We start from the raw sequence: 17,153 nt of genomic DNA on the forward strand, positions 1-17,153 counted from the left end.
GAACGTGCGGGCATGACGAAGGGCCGGGGAGCGAACTCCCCGGCCCTTCGTCGTACCGGTTTCCCGGCGGGGTCCGATCAGGCGTTGACCGAGCGGCGGGCGACCCAGCCCGCCCAGGCCGAGTCGATCATGTCGCGGACGTCGTGGCGGGCCTTCCAGCCCAGCTCGCCGGCGATGCGGTCGGCGGAGGCAACCACGCGCGCCGGGTCGCCGGCGCGGCGCGGGGTGACGACCGGGGCGACGGAGTGGCCGGTGATCTCGTTGATCAGGTCGATCATCTCGGTCACGGAGACGCCCTCGCCGCGGCCGATGTTGACCGTCAGGTCGCGCGGCTCACCGGCGGCGGCCCACTCGGCGAGCTTGCGCGCGGCGACGAGGTGGGCGTCGGCGAGGTCCTCGACGTGGATGTAGTCGCGGACGCAGGTGCCGTCCGGGGTGGCGTAGTCGTCGCCGAAGATCCGCGGGGCCTCACCGGCGTCGAGCCGCTCGAAGACCATCGGGACCAGGTTGAAGACACCGGTGTCGGCCAGCTCGGGGGTCGCGGCGCCCGCCACGTTGAAGTAGCGCAGGCAGGCGGTGGAGATGCCGTGGGCCTTGCCGGCGGCGCGGACGATCCACTCGCCGGCCAGCTTCGTCTCGCCGTACGGGCTGAGCGGCAGGCAGGGCGTCTCCTCGGTGACGAGGTCGACGTCCGGCATGCCGTACACGGCGGCCGAGGAGGAGAAGAGGAAGTTGCGGACGCCGGCGGCGGCCACCGCCTCCAGGAGGACGGTGAGACCCTGCACGTTCTCGCGGTAGTAGTGCAGCGGCATCTCGACGGACTCGCCGACCTGCTTCTTCGCCGCGAGGTGGACGACGCCCGTGACCCCGTGCTCGGCGATGGTGCGGTCCAGGACCTCGCGGTCCAGGGTCGAACCGACCACCAGCGGCACACCCTCCGGCACCCGCTCCGCGTAGCCGGTGGACAGGTCGTCGAGGACGACGACCCGCTCCCCCGCCCGCGTCATCGCGCGGACCACGTGCGAGCCGATGTATCCGGCGCCACCGGTGATCAGATAAGTCATTACGCCCCAATTCCTTTCGCTATGAACGGCGCGAGAGCCTTCGGAGTCTGGCTCCGACCGCCCCGAGCCCGTCGCGGGCGCCGGGTGCGATCCGCACCGCGAGCGAGCCGTTCGCCGTGGTGTACTGCTGCACCAGCAATACACCGTACCGGCTGCTCGGCAGCACCGAGCGCCGCTGGCGGCCCTCCGGCAGCCGGAGCGCCGTCACGAAGGTCTCCCCGTCGGCGCACGTCACCGTGGCCCGGATGTCCCAGAACTGGATCCCGGCGTTGCCGCGGCTGCGGCCGGCCCTGGCCAGGCCGGTGAGCCCGGCCGGGACGCGGGCGGTCCAGCCGCCGTCCACCTCGGTCAGCTCGGCCCGCTCGGTACGGGCCGGCGCGTCCGCGCCCCGGGGGACGAACGCCACCTCGGCGGTACGGGGGCCGGCCGAGCCCACCCGGCCGTACAGGTCGCGGACCGTGAGGCGCAGCTCGGCGCCCGCGCCGGTGCGCAGGGCCGCGTCCACCACCAGCGGGAGCTCGGCGAGGGGCAGGGTGTCGACGCCGTCAAGCTCCACGTCGGGCAGGTCGTCGGACCAGACGGGGGTGTCGCCCTTCCGGGCGTACGGCGGGAGGAGGCGGGCCGGGTCGGCGGAGAGCCGGGAGAGCCGCAGCAGGTCCCTGGGCTCCTCGGCGGCGAGCAGGAAGCGGGCCGTCCAGCGGGCGGGCGCGGTCGCGGCGGCGATCTCGCCCTCCTCGAACGCCGCCAGGTGCTCGCGGGTCAGCCGCCACCAGTCGCGCTGGTACTCGGCGCCGCGCAGCCGCAGTTCGCGGGCGTACATCCGCAGGTCGTGCTCGAGGAACTTGGTGCGGCAGGCAGCGGCGAGCTCGGCGCGCCCCGCCTCCCGCAGGGTCTCGACGGCCTGGCGGTGGGCGGCGATCCGGGCCCGCCAGTTGGTGACGTCCTCGCGGGCGAGGGAGATCGACAGCTGGGCGGCGGCGCGGCGCACGTGCCAGACGTACACGGTGCCGGGGATCACCGCGATGCGCGGCGCGGCGGCGAGCACGCGGGCGGTGAAGAGGAAGTCCTCGTAGACGAAACGGCCGTCGGGGAAGCGGATGCCGTGCTCGGTGAGGAAGGACCGCTCGTAGATCTTGTTGACGCAGAGGGTGTCGTGCACCAGCGGTACGAGGTCGGCCGGGGTCTCCAGGAGCGCGGGCTCCCGGTAGAGGGCGGGCTGCCAGCGCACGTCGCGGCCCTCGGGCAGCTCGCGCCGGACGCAGGCGCCGACGGCCACGGGGGTGTTGTGCCGCGCGGCGGCGGTGACCAGGGCCTCGGCGGCGCCCTCGGGCAGGATGTCGTCGCTGTCCAGGAACATCACGTACGGCGCCGTGGCCGCCTGGATCCCGTCGTTGCGGGGGGTGCCGCAGCCGCCGCTGTTCTCGGTGCGGTGGACGACCCGGACCTTGGGGTGGAGTGCGGCCAGCTCGTCCAGGACCTTCGCGGTGGCGTCACTGGAGGCGTCGTTCACGGCGACGACCTCGGCGACGACGGGTCCCTGGGCGAGCGCCGAGCGGATCGCGTCGCCGACCAGCTCCGCGTCGTTGTAGGCGATGACGACGACGCCGAGCATGCCTGCGGTCGTGACGGGGTGGGGGTCGGGCGCGCTACTCACACCGCGATCCTACGGGAGCGGCCGGCCACACCGACCGGCCGCTCCCGGGGCCCCTGAGGGCCTAGAACGGGTTGAACTCGTCGTACTCGCGCTGTGCGTCGTCGCGCTCGGCCTCCCGGTCGCGGCGGCGCTGGGCGGCCGGGCGGGGGGCTTCGAGGCGGTGGTCCTCGCCTCGGCGGCCGAGCATCTCGGCGCCCGCCATCATCGTGGGCTCCCAGTCGAAGACGACCGCGTTGTCCTCGGCGCCGATCGCGACGCCGTCGCCCGCGCGGGCGCCCGCCTTCATCAGCTCTTCCTCGACGCCCAGGCGGTTGAGGCGGTCGGCCAGGTAGCCGACGGCCTCGTCGTTGTTGAAGTCGGTCTGGCGGACCCAGCGCTCCGGCTTCTCGCCGCGCACCCGGTAGACGTCCTCGGCCTCGTCGTACGTGACGGTGAAGCCGGCCTCGTCGACCGCCTTCGGGCGGATGACGATACGGGTCGACTCCTCCTTCGGCTTGGCCGCGCGCGCCTCGGCGACGATGCCGGCCAGGGCGAAGGAGAGCTCCTTCAGACCCGTACGGGCCACGGCGGAGGCCTCGAAGACCTGGTAGCCGCGCGCCTCCAGGTCCGGGCGGATCATGTCCGCCAGGTCCTGGCCGTCCGGGATGTCGATCTTGTTGAGAACGACGATACGGGGCCGGTCCTCCAGGCCGCCGTACTGCCGCAGCTCCTCCTCGATGACGTCGAGGTCGGTGACGGGGTCGCGGTCGGACTCCAGCGTCGCCGTGTCCAGGACGTGCACCAGGACCGAGCAGCGCTCGACGTGGCGCAGGAACTCGAGGCCCAGGCCGCGGCCCTGGCTGGCGCCCGGGATGAGGCCCGGCACGTCGGCGATCGTGTAGACCGTGGAACCGGCCGTGACGACGCCCAGGTTCGGGACGAGCGTGGTGAAGGGGTAGTCCGCGATCTTCGGCTTGGCGGCCGACAGGACGGAGATGAGCGAGGACTTGCCGGCGCTCGGGTAGCCCACGAGGGCCACGTCGGCGACGGTCTTCAGCTCCAGGACGATGTCCCGCGCCTCGCCCGGCTCGCCGAGCAGCGCGAAGCCGGGGGCCTTGCGGCGGGCGGAGGCGAGCGCCGCGTTGCCGAGGCCGCCGCGGCCGCCCTGGCCCGCGACGAAGGTGGTGCCCTGGCCGACCAGGTCGGCGAGCACGTTGCCCTGCTTGTCGAGGACGACGGTGCCGTCGGGCACGGGCAGGACGAGGTCCTGGCCGTCCTTGCCGGAGCGGTTGTCACCGGCACCGGGCTGACCGTTGGTCGCCTTGCGGTGCGGGGAGTGGTGGTACTCGAGGAGCGTGGTGATCGACTGGTCGACGACCAGGGTCACATCACCGCCACGGCCGCCGTTGCCGCCGTCCGGCCCGCCGAGGGGCTTGAACTTCTCTCGGTGAACGGAGGCGCAGCCGTGGCCTCCGCTACCCGCGGCGACGTGCAGCTCGACGCGGTCCACGAAGGTGGTCATGGTTCTGTGCCTCCAGTTACAAGGGGGTACTACGAGGTGGAATGTCTATCTAGTAACACGCGAAAGGCGGACCCGCTTCCCTGCCGGGAAGTGAGGTCCGCCTCCGCGAAAAGAACCGATCAGGCGACCGGAACGATGTTCACGACCTTGCGGCCACGGTGGGTGCCGAACTGCACCGAACCGGCCTGCAGGGCGAACAGCGTGTCGTCGCCGCCACGGCCGACACCCGAGCCCGGGTGGAAGTGGGTGCCGCGCTGGCGGATCAGGATCTCACCGGCGTTGACGAGCTGACCGCCGAAGCGCTTCACGCCGAGCCGCTGAGCGTTGGAGTCGCGCCCGTTCCGGGTGGACGATGCGCCCTTCTTGTGTGCCATGTCTCAGTCCCTCTTACTTCGCAGCCGCGGGGATACCGGTGACCTTGATCGCCGTGTACTGCTGACGGTGACCCTGGCGACGGCGGTAGCCGGTCTTGTTCTTGTAGCGCAGGATGTCGATCTTCGCGCCCTTGTGGTGGTCCACGACCTCGGCCGTGACCTTGATACCGGCCAGCACCCACGGGTCGCTGGTCACGGCCTCGCCGTCGACAACGAGCAGCGTAGAGAGCTCTACGGTGTCGCCAACCTTGGCAGTGGAAATCTTGTCAACCTCAACGATGTCGCCGACAGCAACCTTGTGCTGGCGACCACCGCTGCGCACGATGGCGTACACGCGGATCTCTCTCTCACTCGGGACGGACCCCTGATGCCAGCCGCTCACACGGGCCGGAGCCCGCGGTGATCCGGAAGTGGACGAGCGGCCTCTCCCGGCAGACCGGGAGGAGGGTGCTCAGGGGTTTGGCATGTCATACGACACGCCGACGGTCAAGGTTACGGGCCGGTGCCATGGGGGGTCAAATTCGCGTGACATCCCGGGACCGGTGGGGCCGTCCCGTACGGGACGGCCCCGACCCGCTACCTCAGTCCTGCGCGGGGGCTGCCGTCTTCTTGGTGGCGGCCTTCTTCGCAGTGGTCTTCTTCGCCGCGGTCTTCTTGGCCGTCGCCGTCTTCTTGGTGGCGGCCTTCTTCGCGGTGGCCTTCTTCGCCGTCTTGCGGGCGGCCGTCTTCTTGGCCGGGGCGGCGGCCTCGGCGTCGGCGTCCTCGGCGGGCGCCTCGGCGGCGGCCGGGGACTCGACCACCAGGACGGCGGCCTCCTCGGCGCCCGAGGGCGAACCGGCGGGGGCGGTCACCTTGCGGACGACCCGGCGACGGGCCCTCGGCGGGGCGGCCACGGGGGCCTCCTCGACGACCGGCTCCGGCTCGGGAGCGGCCTCGACGACCGGCTCCGGGGCCGCGACGGGCTCGACGACGGTCTCGGCGACCGCCTCCGCGGCGGCCGGCGAACCGGCGGGGGCCGTCGCCTTACGGGTGGCACGGCGGCGCGCACGGGGGGCCGGGGCGGCCTCCTCGACGGCCGGCGCGGGCTCGGGAGCGGCCTCGACGACCGGCTCCGGCGCCTCGGCGACGACGGGCTCGGGCTCGGGCTCCGCCACGACCGCCGGGGCGGGCGTGGAGGCGACCGGCGCGGAGACCCTGCGGGTCGCCCGACGGCGACCACGGCCACGCGTGGCGGCGGCCTCGGCCTCGGCGGCGCTGCTGTACAGCTCCTCGTCCGCGCGGAAGGGCTCCTCCACGGCGACCGGGGCGGCGATCTCCGCGGCCACCTCGGCCTCGGTCTCGACCGTCTCGGTCTCGGACTCCGTCTCCTCGACGCCCTCGACGTGCTCGTGCTCGTGGTGCTCGGCACCGCCGCGGCCACGCCGCTTCGAGCGCTTGCCGCTGCCACCGCCACCGGGGGCGGTCGGCTGCTCCATGTGCACGATGACGCCACGCCCGTTGCAGTGGACGCAGGTCTCGGAGAAGGACTCGAGGAGACCCTGGCCGACCCGCTTGCGGGTCATCTGGATCAGGCCCAGCGAGGTGACCTCGGCCACCTGGTGCTTGGTCCGGTCCCGGCCCAGGCACTCCAGGAGGCGGCGCAGCACCAGATCGCGGTTGGACTCCAGGACCATGTCGATGAAGTCGATGACGACGATGCCGCCCAGGTCGCGCAGGCGCAGCTGGCGGACGATCTCCTCGGCCGCTTCGAGGTTGTTCCTCGTCACGGTCTCTTCGAGGTTGCCGCCCTGACCGGTGAACTTGCCGGTGTTGACGTCGACGACGATCATCGCCTCGGTCTTGTCGATCACCAGCGAGCCACCGCTCGGCAGCCAGACCTTGCGGTCGAGCGCCTTCATCAGCTGCTCGTCGATCCGGTACGTCGCGAAGACGTCGACCTCGCTCGTCCACTTGGACAGGCGGTCGGTCAGGTCCGGGGCGACGTGGTTGACGTACCCGTGGATGGTCTCCCAGGCGTCGTCACCGCTGACGATGACCTTCGAGAAGTCCTCGTTGAAGATGTCGCGGACGACACGGACGGTCATGTCCGGCTCGCCGTAGAGAAGGGTCGGGGCGTTGCCGCTCTTCGCCTTCTTCTGGATGTCCTCCCACTGCGCCTGCAGCCGCTCGACGTCACGGCGCAGCTCGTCCTCGCTCGCGCCCTCGGCGGCGGTGCGCACGATGACGCCCGCGTCCTCGGGGACGATCTTCTTGAGGATGGTCTTCAGGCGGGCGCGCTCGGTGTCGGGCAGCTTGCGGCTGATACCGGTCATCGACCCCTCGGGGACGTAGACGAGGTAGCGGCCGGGCAGCGAGACCTGGCTGGTCAGACGGGCACCCTTGTGGCCGATCGGGTCCTTGGTGACCTGCACCAGGACCGACTGGCCGGACTTGAGGGCGGACTCGATACGGCGCGGCCCGTTGGCCATGCCGAGGGCCTCGAAGTTGACCTCACCGGCGTACAGGACGGCGTTGCGGCCCTTGCCGATGTCGACGAAGGCGGCCTCCATCGACGGCAGCACGTTCTGGACCTTGCCCAGGTAGACGTTGCCGACGTACGAGGTGGCCTGCTCCTTGTTGACGTAGTGCTCGACGAGCACGTTGTCTTCCAGGACGCCGATCTGGGTGCGCTCGCCGTTCTGGCGGACGACCATGACGCGCTCGACGGCCTCACGGCGGGCCAGGAACTCGGCCTCGGTGATGATCGGGACGCGGCGGCGGCCCTGCTCGCGGCCCTCGCGGCGGCGCTGCTTCTTCGCCTCCAGGCGGGTCGAGCCCTTGATGGACTGGACCTCGTCGGACGGCTCGGCCTTCTCGCGGGCGGGGCGGGGCTCGCGGACCTTGACGACCGTACGGACGCCGTCCTCGTCGCCCGCCTCGGCCTCGCCACCGGCGTCACCGCTGCGGCGGCGACGGCGACGGCGGCGACGGGAGCTGCTGCTGCCGGACGACGACGCGCCGCCCTCGTACTCGTCGGAGTCGGACTCCTCGTCCTCGGACTCGTCGTCCTCGGCGCGGGCCTCCTCCGTCTCGTCGCTCTCCTCGGACTCCTCGGCCTCGGCGAGCTCACCGCGGCGGCGGCGACGGCCACCACGACGGCGACGGCGGGACGGACGGTCCCCGTACTCGTCGGACTCCTCGGCCTCCGCCTCGGGCTCCTCGGCCTCGACCTCGGGCTCGTCGGCGACGGTGGCGGGCACCGGCTCGACGGCCACGGGCTCGGCGGGCTCGCCACGACGGCGGCGGCGCCGGCGGCCGGCGGGCTCGGGACGCTCGACGACCTCGACGGGCGCGGCGGTCTCCTCGGCCTCGACCGTCTCCTCCTCGTCCTCCTCCACGACGTCGGCGGCAGCGGCGGCGGCCGCGGTCTCCGGGGTCTGGAACATGGGCTCGGCGAAGACCGGGGCCTGGAAGACGGCGACGGCGGGGCGCCCGGCACGGCGACCGCGGGGCTCCTCCTCGTCCTTCACGGGGGCAACGACCGGCTCGGAGGTGAACTGCGGCGAGGTGGCGCGGCGGCGGGTGCGGCCACGGGTGGCGGCCTTCTCGGCGGCGGCGACCTCGGGCTCGGCGGCCTCGGCGGTGATCTGCGTGACGGTCTCCTGCGGCAGGCTCTCGCCGCCGGCCTCGGCGACCGGCTCGGGCGAGGTGGCCTGACGGGTGGCACGGCGGCGGGTGCGCGCGGGGGCGGCGGGCTCCTCGACGGGGGCCTCCGCAGCCTCCGCGACGGGGGCCTCCGCGACGGCCTCGACGACCGGCTCGGGCGTGGTGGCCTTACGGGTGGCACGGCGGCGGGCACGCGGGGCGGCGGGCTCCTCGACGGGGGCCTCCGCAGCCTCCGCGGCGGGAGCCTCCTCGACGACCTCGGCGGCGACCGGCTCGGCCGACGTGGCCTTACGGGTGGCACGGCGACGGGTGCGCGCCGGGGCGGCGGGCTCCTCGGCGGGGTCCTCGGCCGCGACGGCCTCGACGGTCTCGGCGACCGGCTCCGGGGCGGTGGCCTTGCGGGTGGCGCGGCGGCGGGTGCGCGCGGGAGCGGCGGGCTCCTCCACGGGCTCCGGCGCGGCGGCCGGGGTGGCGGGCGTCTCCACGACGACCTCGGCCACGGTCTCGGTGACCTCCGCCGCGACCGGCGGACCGGCGGGGCGGGAAGCGGCGCGGCGCCTGCGGCGCGGCGGCAGCTTGTCACCAGGTGCGTTGCTGTTGTTCTCTTCGTTCGGCTCGAGCATGCGGGCGGTTCTCCCGTCACGCCCCCGGGCGCCGCGCCTTGGTCCGGTCCGGCGGCACGATCACGCACGATGCGCGGTGCCGCCGTCCGGGGCGCGGGCGCCGCACGGGAGCTGATGTCTGGCTCGCCGGTTCCGTACGCGTTCTACGTACGGCCTGGCGAAAGTCTCCTGGTCAGTGCGCGGCCCGACCCAGGTGGCTCCCGAGTGCCAGGGCTGCGCTACAACGACCGCTCCCTACGCGGAACCGGTACCCGGCGCCGTCGCTGAGACGGTCTCGGCGGCCGTGGGTGTAGCGGCCGTGACTGTCTCGCGGTCGGGCGCGAGCGGGTCGGTCACCGTGCCGGACTCCTCGTCGAAGAGCCCCTGCGCCAGCCTGGTCACCGCTGCGGGGACCGGCGGCGCCAGGTCGGCCACAGCTCGGAGACCGGACAGGACGTCGTCGGGTCGCACGGCAGGTGTTACGTGCCGAACAACCAGCCGCAGTATCGCACAGGCATTGTCCAGCGGCCTATCAGCCGCGGAACGTGCCTGGAGCTCGGCGACGGCGGAGCGGGCGTCGAAGGAACGGATGCCGTTCTTGGTCTTGCGCTGCACTTCCACGGTCTCGGCCGCGAGGAAGGCGTCGACGGCCTTCTCCGCGTCCTCGGGGGTGACGCCGTCGAGCCGGAGCTCCCACACGGAGGCGGTGAGCCGGTCGGCGAGGCCCGAGGTACGGGCCTCGACGGCGTCGGTGATGTCGAGGCCGGCCGGGAGCGACTCGTCGAGCAGGACCCGCAGAGTCTCGGGGTCCCGTGCCTCGGTGAGGGCGATCTCCAGGTACTCGGCCTCGGAGCCCGTACCCGTGGGGGCGGCGTTGGCGTACGACACCTTGGGGTGCGGGGTGAATCCGGCCGAGTACGCCATGGGCACCTCGGCGCGGCGCAGCGCGCGCTCGAAGGCGCGCTGGAAGTCACGGTGGCTGGTGAACCGGAGGCGGCCGCGCTTGGTGTAGCGCAGTCGGATGCGCTGCACCGCCGGTGCGGGCGGCGGGCCTTCGGGCTGTCGCTTGCCCAGTGGTTCTTCTCCTCGGTGCGGGGCGGGCGCGGGTGCCGCGCCGCCCTCGAACAGACAGGTGGCCTCTGGGGGGCCCGCCCGGCTCACCCCCGCTTTCGCGAGGAGATCTCGGGTGTGGGCGCCGCGCCGGAGACGGTTGTTGTACTACCCAGAGTACGCGTAGAGCCCACCACCGGTTCCCCAGGCTCGGTCACCCGGGGTGCGGCACGGCGACGGCCCGGCGCGGGGTCTCCCCTCGCGCCGGGCCGTCGTCGGAGTGTCGCGCGGCTACTTGACGACCGTCAGCGGCAGCAGCTTCTTGCCCGTGGGGCCGATCTGGATCTGCGTGTCCATCTGCGGGCAGACGCCGCAGTCGAAGCACGGGGTCCAGCGGCAGTCGTCGACCTCGGTCTCGTCGAGGGCGTCCTGCCAGTCCTCCCAGAGCCAGTCCTTGTCCAGACCGGAGTCCAGGTGGTCCCAGGGCAGGACCTCCTCGTAGGTGCGCTCGCGGGTGGTGTACCAGTCGACGTCGACGCCCATCTCGGGGAGCGTCTTGTCCGCGCACGCCATCCAGCGGTCGTACGAGAAGTGCTCGCGCCAGCCGTCGAAGCGGCCGCCGTCCTCGTAGACGGCGCGGATGACGGCGCCGATCCGGCGGTCGCCGCGCGAGAGCAGGCCCTCGACGATGCCGGGCTTGCCGTCGTGGTAGCGGAAGCCGATCGAGCGGCCGTACTTCTTGTCGCCGCGGATCTTGTCCCGGAGCTTCTGCAGGCGCGCGTCCGTCTCCTCGGCCGAGAGCTGCGGGGCCCACTGGAACGGGGTGTGGGGCTTCGGGACGAAGCCGCCGATGGAGACCGTGCAGCGGATGTCGTTCTGGCCGGAGACCTCGCGGCCCTTGGCGATCACGTTGACCGCCATGTCACCGATCTGGAGGACGTCCTCGTCGGTCTCGGTCGGCAGGCCGCACATGAAGTACAGCTTCACCTGGCGCCAGCCGTTGCCGTAGGCCGTGGCGACCGTACGGATCAGGTCCTCCTCCGAGACCATCTTGTTGATGACCTTGCGCATGCGCTCGGAGCCGCCCTCGGGGGCGAAGGTCAGACCGGAACGGCGGCCGTTGCGGGTCAGCTCGTTCGCCAGGTCGACGTTGAACGCGTCCACGCGGGTGGAGGGGAGCGACAGGCCGATCTTGTCGTCGGTGTAGCGGTCCGCGAGGCCCTTGGCGATGTCACCGATCTCGGTGTGGTCCGCGGAGGAGAGCGAGAGGAGGCCGACCTCCTCGAAGCCCGTCGCCTTGAGGCCCTTCTCGACCATCTCGCCGATGCCGGTGATGCTTCGCTCCCGCACGGGGCGCGTGATCATGCCGGCCTGGCAGAAACGGCAGCCGCGGGTGCAGCCGCGGAAGATCTCCACCGACATCCGCTCGTGGACCGTCTCGGCGAGCGGGACCAGCGGCTGCTTCGGGTACGGCCACTCGTCGAGGTCCATGACCGTGTGCTTCGACACGCGCCACGGCACGCCCGAGCGGTTCGGGACCACGCGGGCGATGCGGCCGTCCGGGAGGTACTCGACGTCGTAGAAGCCCGGGATGTAGACCGAGCCGGTCTTGGCGAGCCGGAGGAGGACCTCCTCGCGCCCGCCCGGGCGGCCCTCGGCCTTCCAGGCGCGGATGATCTCGGTCATGTCGAGGACGGCCTGCTCGCCGTCGCCGATGATCGCCGCGTCGATGAACTCCGCGATCGGCTCGGGGTTGAACGCGGCGTGGCCGCCGGCGAGCACGATCGGGTGGTCGACGGTGCGGTCCTTGGACTCCAGCGGGATGCCCGCCAGGTCGAGGGCCGTGAGCATGTTGGTGTAGCCGAGCTCGGTGGAGAAGCTCAGGCCGAAGACGTCGAACGCGCCGACCGGGCGGTGGCTGTCGACGGTGAACTGCGGGACGCCGTGCTCCCGCATCAGCTCTTCGAGGTCCGGCCACACGCTGTACGTGCGCTCGGCCAGGACGCCCTCGCGCTCGTTCAGTACCTCGTAGAGGATCATGACGCCCTGGTTGGGCAGGCCGACCTCGTAGGCGTCCGGGTACATCAGCGCCCAGCGGACGTCGGCGGACTCCCACGGCTTGACCGTGGAGTTCAGCTCTCCACCGACGTACTGAATCGGCTTCTGCACGTGCGGGAGCAGAGCTTCGAGCTGCGGGAAGACAGACTCGGCAGCAGACATCTCGAACCTTCGTGGGGCTGGCAGGGGGCGAGGGCGACTCTCAAGCGTACCCGGTGCTCAGTGGGTGAGCGGTTCCCGCAGCTCTGGGGCCGAGGCCTTGGCCCAGACCTCGGGGAACTCGCGTTCGCCCGCGGCGCCGGCCGCCTCCTCCTGGCCGTGCAGGAGTCCCCAGGTGAACGCGGACTCGCCGGCCGCGTGGGCCTGGATGCCGAGGTCGCGCAGGGCCTCGCGGGCGACGACGCTGTCCTGGTGCTCGCCGAGGACCGTCTGCACGCCCTTGATCCGCTTGGCGAAGCGCTTGGCGGGCTTGCCGAGGGTGGGGGTGGCGGCCTCAGCGGCGTAGCGGGCGCGCTTGGCGGCCTTGCGGGCCTCGTGCATGGCGAGGTCGCGGTCGTGGCCCGCGGGCAGGGCGAGGGCGTGGCCGGCGCGGGTGGCGAGGCGGTCGTAGTCCTTGAGGACGGCCGCGGCGAGGACGGGAGCCGCGGTGTCGGAGGCGGCCTTGAGGAGCGGCGGGTCGGTGAGGAGCCCGTCGAGGGCGTCGAGCAGCGCGAGGTGGCGGGCCGAGTCGAGGGCGGCGAGGGTCTTGCGGCGGGCGCCGCCGCCGTGGGCGGCGTTCCAGACGCGCAGGCGGGCGCGGACGGGGCCGAGGACGAGGGTGCGGGGGATCGTGTCGAGGCGGGTGCGGAGGCGTTCGGTGAGGACCTCCTGGTCGCGGGCGAAGCCGAGTTCGCCGGCGAGCCACTTGAGCTCGTCGCCGATCGGGTCGGTGGCGGTGCGGTCGAGGACCTTGCGGTAGCTCTTGAAGGCGCTGCGGAGGCGTCGGCAGGCGACGCGCATCTGGTGCACGGAGTCGGGCAGGTCGCGGCGCACGGCGGGGTCGAGGGCGACGATCGCGTCCACCTGCTCCCGTACGTACGCGAGGACACGGCCGCCGGCGGTGTCGTCGTCCGCCACCGGCGGCTCGTCCGCCTCAGGCGCCTGCTCGGCCGTCTCCTCCAGCGCCCTCGCCAGCTTCGACGCGGACGACGACGGGCGGATGCCCGCCTTCCTCAGGCGCTTGTCGACCGCGTCCAGGATTCCGGGTTCCGCGTCGTCCGCGAGTTCGACCTCGATCTCCGTCCAGGAGGTGTCCGGGCCCTCCGGGAGGCGGTTGGCGTGGACCGTGTCGACCGAGAGTTCGGCGAGGAGGGCGCCGGTGTCGTCCACGAGGTGGTGGACCTGGCGCGAGGAGCGGAGGCGGACGACCGGGACGACGGTCTCGGCGCGCGTGCGGGAGCGGACCAGGCCCGCCAGGGCCTTGGGGAGGGACTCGGAGAGTGGGGCCCTGATCTCGTCGCGGATCCCGGACGCGACCGGGAACTTGAGGTGCCAGCCCGCGTCCCCGCCGCCCGTGCGGCGGCGCAGGGTCAGCGAGTCCGCGGCGAGCCGCAGGTCCGGCGTGTCGTAGTAGACGGCGTCGAGTTCGGCGACGCCCCGGTCCTCGACCGAGGCGACGCCGGGCGCCCGTGTCAGGTCCGGCAGCTCCGTCCGGGCCGTGGCTTCGTACTTCCGCTCGATCTCGCGCTTCGTCTCCGCCATGAATCGAATCTAGACGGGAAGTGAACCGAAGGGGAGGCCGTCGCACGGGGATCGCACCGCTCAGGCCGTTATGGGCCGCTGCACCTTGATCGACTGGAGCAGTCCGATCGCCACCCACACCGCGAACATCGACGAGCCGCCGTACGACACGAAGGGCAGCGGCAGACCCGCCACCGGCATGATGCCGAGCGCCATGCCGATGTTCTCGAAGGACTGGAAGGCGAACCAGGCGATGATGCCGGCCGCGACGATCGTGCCGTAGAGCTCGGTGGTCTCCCGGGCGATCCGGCAGGCCCGCCAGAGGATCACGCCGAGCAGCACGATGATCAGTCCGCCGCCGAGGAAGCCGAGCTCCTCGCCGGCGACGCTGAAGATGAAGTCGGTCTGCTGCTCGGGCACGAACTGGCCGCTGGTCTGGTGGCCGTTGAAGAGCCCCGCGCCGTACAGGCCTCCGGAGCCGATCGCGATGCGCGCCTGGTTGGTGTTGTAGCCGACGCCCGCCGGGTCGAGTTCGGGGTTGGCGAAGGCGGCGAAGCGGTTGATCTGGTACTCGTCGAGCAGGCCGAGCGCGGTGACGGCGACCGCGCCCGCGACACCGGCGCCGATGAGGCCGAGGACCCAGCGGTTGGAGGCCCCGGAGGCGAGGAGCACGCCGAGCACGATCACCGCCATGACCATCACCGAGCCGAGGTCCGGCATCAGCATGACGATGGCCATCGGCAGCGCGGCGAGGAGCAGCGACTTGGCGACGGTCTTGTGGTCCGGGTGGATCTGGTCGGCCGCGTCGACCTTGGCCGCGAGCAGCATCGCCATGCCCAGGATGATCGTGATCTTCACGAACTCGCTGGGCTGGAGCGAGAAGCCGCCGCCGATCACGATCCACGCGTGCGCGCCGTTGATGGTCGCGCCGAGCGGGGTGAGGACGGCGAGGATCAGCACGATCGAGATGCCGTAGAGGATCGGGACCGCGGTGCGCAGGGTGCGGTGGCCGAGCCAGACCGTGCCGACCATCAGGGCGAACCCGATGCCGGTGTTCAGCGAGTGCCGGAACAGGAAGGCGTACGGGTCGCCGCCGTTGAGCTCGGTGCGGCCGCGGGTGGCGGACCAGACGAGCAGCGCGCCGATGAAGGAGAGCGCGAGCGCGGAGAGCAGCATCGGCCAGTCGAGCCGGCGCACCACGGAGTCGCGGGCGGCGAGCTTCGCGAAGGTGCCGCGCTCGGGGGCGTACCGGGAGACGGAGAAGCCGTGGGGTGCGGTCATCGGTTCAGTCCCCAGTCCTGGCGTGCGGCGGCGGCCCCGCGAGCGGCTGTTGTCCGTCCTGCTTCTCCGGGTCGACGAGCTGCGACTTCGGGTCGTACGCCTTGATGTCCGGCGCGTCGATCGAGCCGTCGGCCTGGACCTTCGGCAGCGCCGACTGCGGCTTGGGCAGGAGCGCGCGCTTGAGGTCCTGGTTGCCGGCGTCGTCGAGGCCGTAGAGCGCGTCGTAGATGTTGCGCACGGCGGGGCCGGAGGCGCCGGAGCCCGTACCACCCTGGGAGATCGTCATGACGATGGTGAAGTCGTCGGTGTACGTGGCGAACCAGGAGGTCGTCTGCTTGCCGTAGACCTGGGCGGTACCGGTCTTGGCGCGCATCGGGATCTTGTCCTGCGGCCAGCCGCCGAAGCGCCAGGCGGCGGTGCCGCCGGGCTCGACGACCGAGCGGAGCCCCTTGTCGAGGTCCTTGATCGTCTGGGCGTTGACCGGCAGCTTGCCGTGGGCCTCGGGCTTGATCTCCTCGACGCGCTTGCCGTCGGGGCTGATCACGGCCTTGCCGATGGTGGGGTTGAAGAGGGTGCCGCCGTTGCTGATGGCGGCGTAGGCGGTGGCCATCTGGATGGGGGTGACGAGGACGTCGCCCTGGCCGATGGCGTAGTTGATGCTGTCGTAGGCCTTCAGCTGGTTGCCTTCGAGGCAGCTCTCGTACGCGATCTGCTCGACGTACGTGCCGCCCTTCTTGCCCTGCTTGCACCAGGAGTCCTTGTTGGCCTCCCAGAACGCCTGCTTCCACTGGCGGTCGGGGATGCGGCCCTTGACCTCGTTCGGCAGGTCGACGCCCGTCTCGGCGCCGAGCCCGAAGTCCCGGGCCGTCTTGTAGAACCAGTCGTGGGCGTTCTTGTTCGGCTTGAGCCCGCCGTCGCGCTGCCACTCCTTGTGGCCGAGGGCGTAGAAGACCGTGTTGCAGGAGAACTTCAGCGCGTCGCCGAGGGTGATGGGGCCGTGCCCCTGGGACTCGAAGTTCGCGAAGCTGCGGCTGCCCAGGCTGTACGAGCTGCTGCACTGGTACTTGTCGTTGAAGTCGTACCCGGCCCGCACGGCGGCGCTCGCCGAGACCACCTTGAAGATGGAGCCGGCCGGAGCCTGGCCCTGGATGGCCCGGTTGAGCAGCGGGTAGTTGGAGTCCTTGCTGGTGAGCCGCGCGTAGTCCTTGCCGGAGATGCCGCCGACCCAGGCGTTGGGGTCGTAGTCGGGCTGGGAGGCCATCGCGACGACCCGGCCGGTCTTCGACTCCATGACGACGACGGCGCCCGCGTCGGCCTCGTACTTCCGGCCGGTGATCTTGTCGGTCTCGCCGCGGACCGTCTTCATCGCCTGGGCCAGCTCGTACTCGGCGACGGACTGGACCCGGGCGTCGATGCTGGTGACGAGGGTGGAGCCGGGCACGCCCGGTTCGGCCTCGGTCTGGCCCATGACGCGGCCGACCTTGTCGACCTCGTAGGACGTGACCCCCGCCTTGCCGCGCAGCTCCTTGTCGTAGGTGCGCTCCAGGCCGGAGCGGCCGACCTGGTCGGAGCGGAGGTACGGCGACTCGGTGTCCTTGGCCTTCTGGATCTCCTCGTCGGTGACCGGCGAGAGGTAACCGAGCACCTGCGAGGTCTTGGCCTTGCCGGGTGCCGTGTAGCGGCGTACGGCGGTGAGTTCGGCGCTGATGCCGGGGAAGTCCTCGGTGCTCTCCCGGATCCGCAGGGCCTGCTGCGTGGTGGCCTCGTCGGTGATCGGGATCGGCTGGTAGGGGGAACCGTTCCAGCAGGGCTTCGGGGTCTGCGAGTCGCAGAGCCGGACCTTGTCCATGACGTCCTTGGGCTTCATGCCGAGGACGCCCGCGAGGCGGGTGAGGACGGCCTTGCCGTCGTCCTTCATCTTCATCAGGTCCGTGCGGGACGCGGAGACCACGAGCCGGGTCTCGTTGTCGGCGAGCGGGACGCCCCGGGCGTCGAGGATCGAGCCGCGGACGGCGGGCTGGACGACGCGCTGGATGTTGTTGCTCTTCGCCTCTTCGGCGTACTCCTTGCCGTTGCGGATCTGGAGGTACCAGAGGCGTCCGCCGAGGGTGAGGAGGAGGGAGAAGACGAGGATCTGGATGATGACGAGCCGGACCTGGACCCTGGGGGTCCGCCCGGTCTCCGGGATGTTGCTCATACTGCCGG

General features: G+C 71.9%; 11 protein-coding genes. All 11 read right to left on the reverse strand.

The genetic code is table 11. The features are described 5' to 3' along the window. Positions 1-77: 77 nt before the first annotated feature. The 11 genes from galE to mrdA all read right to left on the reverse strand — a co-directional run bounded on the left by galE (position 78) and on the right by mrdA (position 17,145). Positions 78-1,064, reverse strand: a complete 987-nt coding sequence (gene galE, locus ACWCO8_RS35615; protein WP_362006550.1) for a UDP-glucose 4-epimerase GalE — start codon at positions 1,062-1,064, stop codon at positions 78-80. Between the two features lie 19 nt (positions 1,065-1,083). Next, entirely contained in the window at positions 1,084-2,676 is a 1,593-nt protein-coding gene (locus tag ACWCO8_RS35620; RefSeq protein WP_451035716.1) for a glycosyltransferase family 2 protein, read from the reverse strand. Positions 2,677-2,779: 103 nt separating this feature from the next. Further along, positions 2,780-4,219 (reverse strand): GTPase ObgE, encoded by a 1,440-nt coding sequence (gene obgE, locus ACWCO8_RS35625; RefSeq protein WP_362006553.1) that lies wholly within the window; start codon positions 4,217-4,219, stop codon positions 2,780-2,782. Between the two features lie 119 nt (positions 4,220-4,338). Then, complete coding sequence (gene rpmA / locus ACWCO8_RS35630) at positions 4,339-4,593, reverse strand: 50S ribosomal protein L27 (protein ID WP_056558961.1); 255 nt, start codon at positions 4,591-4,593, stop codon at positions 4,339-4,341. Positions 4,594-4,606: 13 nt separating this feature from the next. Continuing rightward, entirely contained in the window at positions 4,607-4,927 is a 321-nt protein-coding gene (gene rplU / locus ACWCO8_RS35635) for a 50S ribosomal protein L21 (protein ID WP_030013082.1), read from the reverse strand. 247 nt (positions 4,928-5,174) lie between these two features. Then, on the reverse strand, positions 5,175-8,861 hold the full coding sequence (locus ACWCO8_RS35640) for an Rne/Rng family ribonuclease (protein WP_451035678.1): 3,687 nt from the start codon (positions 8,859-8,861) through the stop codon (positions 5,175-5,177). A gap of 234 nt (positions 8,862-9,095) precedes the next feature. Next, positions 9,096-9,872 (reverse strand): TIGR03936 family radical SAM-associated protein, encoded by a 777-nt coding sequence (locus ACWCO8_RS35645; RefSeq protein WP_451035679.1) that lies wholly within the window; start codon positions 9,870-9,872, stop codon positions 9,096-9,098. A 309-nt stretch (positions 9,873-10,181) separates the two neighbouring features. After that, complete coding sequence (locus ACWCO8_RS35650; protein WP_362006562.1) at positions 10,182-12,110, reverse strand: TIGR03960 family B12-binding radical SAM protein; 1,929 nt, start codon at positions 12,108-12,110, stop codon at positions 10,182-10,184. A 57-nt stretch (positions 12,111-12,167) separates the two neighbouring features. Further along, positions 12,168-13,688, reverse strand: a complete 1,521-nt coding sequence (locus ACWCO8_RS35655; RefSeq protein WP_451035680.1) for a CYTH and CHAD domain-containing protein — start codon at positions 13,686-13,688, stop codon at positions 12,168-12,170. 60 nt (positions 13,689-13,748) lie between these two features. Continuing rightward, positions 13,749-14,948, reverse strand: a complete 1,200-nt coding sequence (gene rodA, locus ACWCO8_RS35660; RefSeq protein ID WP_451035681.1) for a rod shape-determining protein RodA — start codon at positions 14,946-14,948, stop codon at positions 13,749-13,751. A 4-nt stretch (positions 14,949-14,952) separates the two neighbouring features. Next, positions 14,953-17,145, reverse strand: coding sequence for a penicillin-binding protein 2 (gene mrdA / locus ACWCO8_RS35665; RefSeq protein WP_451035682.1), 2,193 nt, complete (start codon positions 17,143-17,145; stop codon positions 14,953-14,955). Positions 17,146-17,153 lie beyond the last annotated feature (8 nt).

The organism is Streptomyces sp. NPDC001927 (assembly GCF_053594455.1).